This is a genomic window from Oleiphilus sp. HI0061 (genome assembly GCF_001635675.1).
The window spans coordinates 1-5,780 of record NZ_LWFE01001006.1 but is presented as its reverse complement, the minus strand read 5'-3'; the positions used below and the strand labels follow the sequence as shown (position 1 = coordinate 5,780).

Annotated in this window: 4 protein-coding genes and 1 pseudogene; all 5 read left to right on the top strand. The window is 43.7% G+C overall.

Annotated elements, in window-relative coordinates; translation table 11 throughout:
* Nucleotides 1-388: pseudogene (rimO, locus tag A3735_RS30930) on the top strand (30S ribosomal protein S12 methylthiotransferase RimO); the annotation flags it as partial.
* Between the two features lie 710 nt (nucleotides 389-1,098).
* A complete protein-coding gene (locus tag A3735_RS12135; RefSeq protein WP_068507109.1) occupies nucleotides 1,099-2,082 on the top strand; it encodes a helix-turn-helix domain-containing protein in 984 nt (327 codons plus the stop codon).
* Between the two features lie 123 nt (nucleotides 2,083-2,205).
* Nucleotides 2,206-3,825 (top strand): GMC family oxidoreductase, encoded by a 1,620-nt coding sequence (locus A3735_RS12130; RefSeq protein WP_197475909.1) that lies wholly within the window; start codon nucleotides 2,206-2,208, stop codon nucleotides 3,823-3,825.
* 130 nt (nucleotides 3,826-3,955) lie between these two features.
* Nucleotides 3,956-5,416 (top strand): coniferyl aldehyde dehydrogenase, encoded by a 1,461-nt coding sequence (locus A3735_RS12125; protein ID WP_068507112.1) that lies wholly within the window; start codon nucleotides 3,956-3,958, stop codon nucleotides 5,414-5,416.
* Nucleotides 5,417-5,440: 24 nt separating this feature from the next.
* A partial coding sequence (locus tag A3735_RS12120; RefSeq protein WP_156499634.1) for an AMP-binding protein occupies nucleotides 5,441-5,780 on the top strand: 340 nt, incomplete at its 3' end.

Here is a 5,780-nt window from a genome sequence, read left to right as displayed (position 1 = left end):
GCAAGATTTTCAGGAGCTATTGGACTTTTTAGAAGAGGCCCAGTTAGATCGTGTAGGTTGCTTTACGTATTCTCCTGTAGAGGGCGCGCCAGCAAACGTCTTGGCGAATCAGGTCCCCGAAGAAGTGAAGGAGAGTAGGCACAAAAGGTTTATGGAAAAGCAGGCTGAGATTAGTGCCGAACGTTTGCGAGCAAAGGTTGGTTCATTGCAATGGGTGATCATTGACGAAGTGGTTGAAGAAGGCGCGGTAGGTAGGAGCTCAGCAGACGCACCTGAAATAGATGGTAACGTCTTCATCGATGGAGCAACTCACCTATGTGTCGGTGACTTGGTTAAAGTAGAGGTCGAAGAGGTTGATGAGTATGATATGTGGGGGCGCTTGGTTTAGAAGGAGAGGCTTCTTTCTTCCTATATCTAAATCAACGAACTCTTTAATTAGGTGAAAAAGTCGGCACGCAATCTGACCTACTTAAATAGCGGTTTCGACTAGAGCCTAGAAATGCCCTGCCCAATCTTAGTCAGCAATGTGCCAATTTCAGACCTTGGCACTTGCTTCAAGGTTGGCCGAAACTTACTGATTCTGAATCGTCGATTGATATCGGGAATTGGTGATTAGCGGACATAATCAAGTTATCCAGACAAACGCAACTTAGACAATAAGCTGCTTATATCTTAGTGCTCTGCTTTAATCTTACTGCATGCCATTAGCTGATGCTGAAACAGCAGTAGATTCAAACTGTCATCCTTCCTCCCAAGCAGAAATCGCCCATGCAACGCTGTTAAAAAATAAAACCATTAGATCTTCGACTCATTAGATCTTCGACTCATTAGGTCTGTTAGTCGCTGAAGTGTGACGCGCCTTTTAATTCTAGTATCCAGATAAATTTGTTTTGGCATTACTACTGTAGAAAAACAAGCTAGCCTGCACTCTATAACGCTAAGTGGTATGGATCTATCGAACCTAAACTATCCGGACCTAGGAAACGGAGCTTTACGCGGAAGGGGCGTTCAGTTCTTCTAAGTTTTTGTGTATTTTCATTGCATTTGAACTAGCTTGCGGCTAGCTTATAAAGATAAAACTAAGCATCAATTTAGCCTATGAACCCTGAACTTCTGTCTGCTACTTATCTAAACCATTTCTCGCGCTATGCCGAAGAGCAAGGAATTGATCTACAACCTTTCTGGAAACAGGTTGATCACAACGAAAGCGAGCCCTTCATTAAAGTGGATACCTTGAAACAGCTTATTCACTATATGTGGAAAAAGGGGTGTCCGCGTTCGTTAGGATTGTTTGTCGGTAGGAACATCAGCTTGTCCAGTCATGGCCATGTAGGCTATGGCCTGTCGCATGCAACCAACCTGGAAGACAGCCTGGTATTTCTTTGTGAATATTACAAAATTCGCGCACAAATTCTCAGCTTCTATATCGAAGAGGATGAAGAGAACATCTATCTCTGTATAAAACCCCTTGCCGATTGGGGAGACATTGATGTTGTTCTTTATGAGACGATTGCTGCGCTGGTTTTCAACATTATCAAATTTGCTATTGGCTCAAAAGTAGAAGAATGCGTTCTGGAGCTGCCTTTCGAAGAGCCTGACTGGAGTGACTTATATGGATCGTGTTTGCCGAAGCGCATTCGTTATTCAGACGGAGTTTTGCGATATGGTATGCCATTGGAGTGGAAGGCGATCACCTGCGTTTCAGCAGATCCGGTTACTGCCGAAATGGCCGCTCAACAATGTAAGAATGAGCTTAATCGTTTACTGGAATCACGCACATTATCAGACAAAGTGAATGAACTAATTCTTTCGAGTGTTCAGTTTGAACTATCACTCGAGCAAACCGCCAAGACGCTTTATATGTCCAAGAGCACCTTAATCAGAAAACTGAAGCAAGAAGGTAAGACTTTCAAACTTCTAATGGAAGACGCCAAGAAAAAAAATGCTCAATACTTGCTGAAGAAAACAGATCAAAAGATAGATGTGATCGCTTTACAGCTTGGTTACGAAGATGTGTCGAATTTTGGGCGCAGTTTCAAACGCTGGTTTGGCTGCGCGCCATCACAGTATCGAGAAGGGTAAGGAAGTTTATCGTTATTGACACTTATTGACCTGTCCTTGGCAACTCCCGCCATTCTTAGGTGCTGAGCACTCAGTTAACATCACCCTCATGATAACCATATTGACTCTAGATTGGGTGACAAGATGTCAGAACTAATATACGACTACATCATTGTTGGCGCCGGTTCGGCGGGCAGTGTGCTTGCGAATCGCTTAAGCGAGAATGAAAAGAACTCGGTGCTGGTACTTGAAGCCGGACCTGAAGACAAAAGTCCAATGATTAAAATACCCGGAGCTTTTGCTTACTTTATGTATAGTAAAAAATATAACTGGGGCTATGAGTCTGAAGCCGTTGCCGACATTCGTAAGGGGCAACCAATGTTCTGCCCCAGAGGAAAAACCTTAGGCGGAAGTAGCGCCATCAACGCAATGGTCTATGTTCGAGGCGATAAATCTGATTATGATCACTGGGAAGCCCAAGGAAATAAGGGCTGGAAATTCGATTCAATGTTGCCCTATTTTAAAAAAGCCGAAACAAATGAGCGAGGATGCAATGACTACCACGGCAGCCAAGGTCCTCTTTATGTCTCAAACACACAAAATACTTACCCCTTGAATGAGTGCTTCCTAAAAGGTTCTGAGCAAGCGGGATACCCTTTAAATGACGATTTCAATGGGCCTCAATTTGAAGGTGTGGGCTATTATCAGTTTACAATCAAGAATGGCGAAAGGTGCGGTGTCTCACGGGCCTATTTAAAGCCTGCTCGTACTCGAAAAAATCTGCACATACAATGTGAAGCCTTAGTTAATCGAATTATTCTCGAAGATAAAGAGGCCAAAGGTGTGGTCTATTCGCAACGAGAAAAAGAGTATACCGCTCATGCTAAAAAAGAAGTTATTTTGTGTGGTGGTGCGTTTAACACACCACAAACTCTCATGCTGTCCGGGATCGGTGATAAGAAGGAGCTCGAGAAAGTAGGTATAGCTGTCGTTCATGATCTTCCAGGAGTAGGAAAAAACCTTCAAGAACATGTTGATGCTTGTGTATTGGTAAAAAGCAAGAAAAAAGACGGATTTTCTATTACGCCATCCGGGTTATTAAAAGCCTTGCCAGATGCTTTTAATTACTTTACTGCTAAAAAAGGTAATCTTGCTAATTCGATAACCCAATCTGGCGGCTTCTTGAAATCTGGTCCTTCTGTTGAGGTTCCTGATATTCAGCTGCACTTCGTACCACTTCTTTTTGATGATTGCGGCAGAGATCTTGGTTTACTTTCGCAACATGGTTACTCCCTACATGTGTGCGTACTCAGACCGGAAAGTCGTGGTCAACTAAGCTTAAAGTCTTTAGACCCTCGCGATCGAATCAAAATCGATTTTAACTTCCTCTCTCAAGAAAAAGATCAAAAAGTTTTGGTTGACGGCATTCGGGTCGCGCGAAAAATCCTAGCATCTGAAGCTTTTGATGATCATCGTGGCGACGAAGTTCACCCAGGAGCTGATATCACCTCCGATGCAGACATTCTGCAAGCGTGCAAAGATCGTTTAGGTCTGGTTTATCACCCCGTGGGTACCTGCAAAATGGGTAATGACGATATGTCTGTCGTTGACGACCAGTTGCGTGTTCATGGCATCTCAAAGCTACGAGTAGTCGACGCATCGATCATGCCCACTTTAATAAGCGGCAATACCAATGCACCTGTAATAGCGATTGCTGAAAAGGCATCCGACCTAATATTGTCACCATCAACCATGCTCAACTAAATGATGAGTACAAATCACTTTTGTGAGCAATAAGTCTATTACGTAATAAAATACACAACTTTTGAACATTAAACATTCAAATAGTACACAACATAAGCACGTTTAAATCGATAAAAATAGAGGCAAACAAATGAACTGCGCGGCGAAAATTTCTACTCACGATACATCTATTGAAGAACGATTAACTATGCTTAAGTCAGCGGCTCGAGCTAATCCTTACCCTTCCTTCAATGAGAGGAAAAAAAATCTTCTAAATCTTCGTAGCCAAATTCAGCGTTACCAAGATGCCATTACCGCTGCAGCAGCCAAAGACTTTGGCTGGCGCGCACCAGCTGAATCTAAACTTATTGATGTGCTCGGGCCCGTTTTAGAAATCAATCATGCAGTTCACAAACTCAAAAAGTGGATGAAGCCTAGTCGTAGATCCACGGAGTTACTCTTCACAAGTAATAAAGCCAAAGTACATTACCACCCCAAAGGTGTTGTCGGAATCATCTGCCCATGGAACTTTCCCTTATACCTAGCGTTAGGGCCTCTTATTGCAGCTTTGGCAGCGGGCAACAGAGCGATGATCAAAATGCCGGAGAATTGCCCTAACTCAGCCGCATTACTGCAAGAAATGCTTAGCGAAATTTTTCCTGAAGACTTGGTGGATGTGTTGCCTGGTGACCACCCGGATGCGATGAAAATTTCAGAGCAGCCTTTCGATCATTTGGTGTTTACAGGCTCGCCTAAAACCGGGCGTATTATCATGAGTAACGCGGCTAAAAATCTGGTACCTGTCACTTTAGAACTCGGTGGAAAATCGCCGGCAGTTGTGTGTGAAGGCGCCAACCTGAATGATGCCGCTAAGCGAATTGCGCATGGTAAGGCCATGAATAGCGGTCAAGTCTGTTTAGCACCTGACTATGCGTTAGTACCTAGAAATAATATTGATGAGTTTGTTGAGGCCGTAAAGAAACAGTTTATAAAAATGCATCCCTCGACTTCCGGTAGTGAACATTACACCTCATTGGTAGACGACCGCGCAGACGAACGTTTCAGGCGCCTAATTGACGACGCGAAAGCGCATCGGGCAGACATAACCGTTTGCGGTTCTATTGGCAAGGGGCGGCAGTACCCGCTTCATATTGTAAAGAACCCTGATCTCAATATGAATTTGATGCAAGAAGAAATATTCGGTCCAATTTTGCCTGTGATTCCCTACGATAATATCAACGAAGTAATTGACTTTATAAACGACCGGGAACGCCCTCTAGCACTCTATTTATTCGGCCATGATAAATCCATACGAGACACAATTATGAAAAACACGCTGTCTGGTGGAGTAAGCATTAATGATTGGGGCTGGCATGCATTCAATCACGACATGCCTTTTGGTGGCGTGGGTAATTCAGGTATGGGCAGTTACCATGGCGAAGAAGGGTTTCGTGAGCTATCCCATGCCCGATCGACTTTTCAACGACATCGATTCTTTCCGATTGGTTTATTCTATCCTCCCTACGGAACCATTATTCAGAAATTATCGATGAAACTATTTCTAGGTAAGGCAGATAAAGAGCTGCTAGGCCCACCTAATCTAGATTCATAATAATAAACACCTTTGGGGTTACCGATGACACAGATAAACACAACACTCTCACGCAACAACCTAGCCGACTTTTTAGAGGGCTTTCTTCAAAAATACGCAGAAAAACCAGCTTATTCATGTCTCGGGCAAACATTATCCTTTGCTGAAATCGATGCTAAATCTAAGGCTTTGGCCTGTTTCTTACAGCAGCAAGAGAACCTAAATCAGGGTGACCGGATAGTGATACAGCTGCCAAATCTAAGCCAGTACCCAATTGCTGCTTACGCCGCGTTGCGTGCTGGTTTAGTCGTGGTAAACACAAACCCTCTTTACACGCCTAGAGAAATGCAGCATCAATTCTCAGATTCAGGTGCCAAGGCGATAA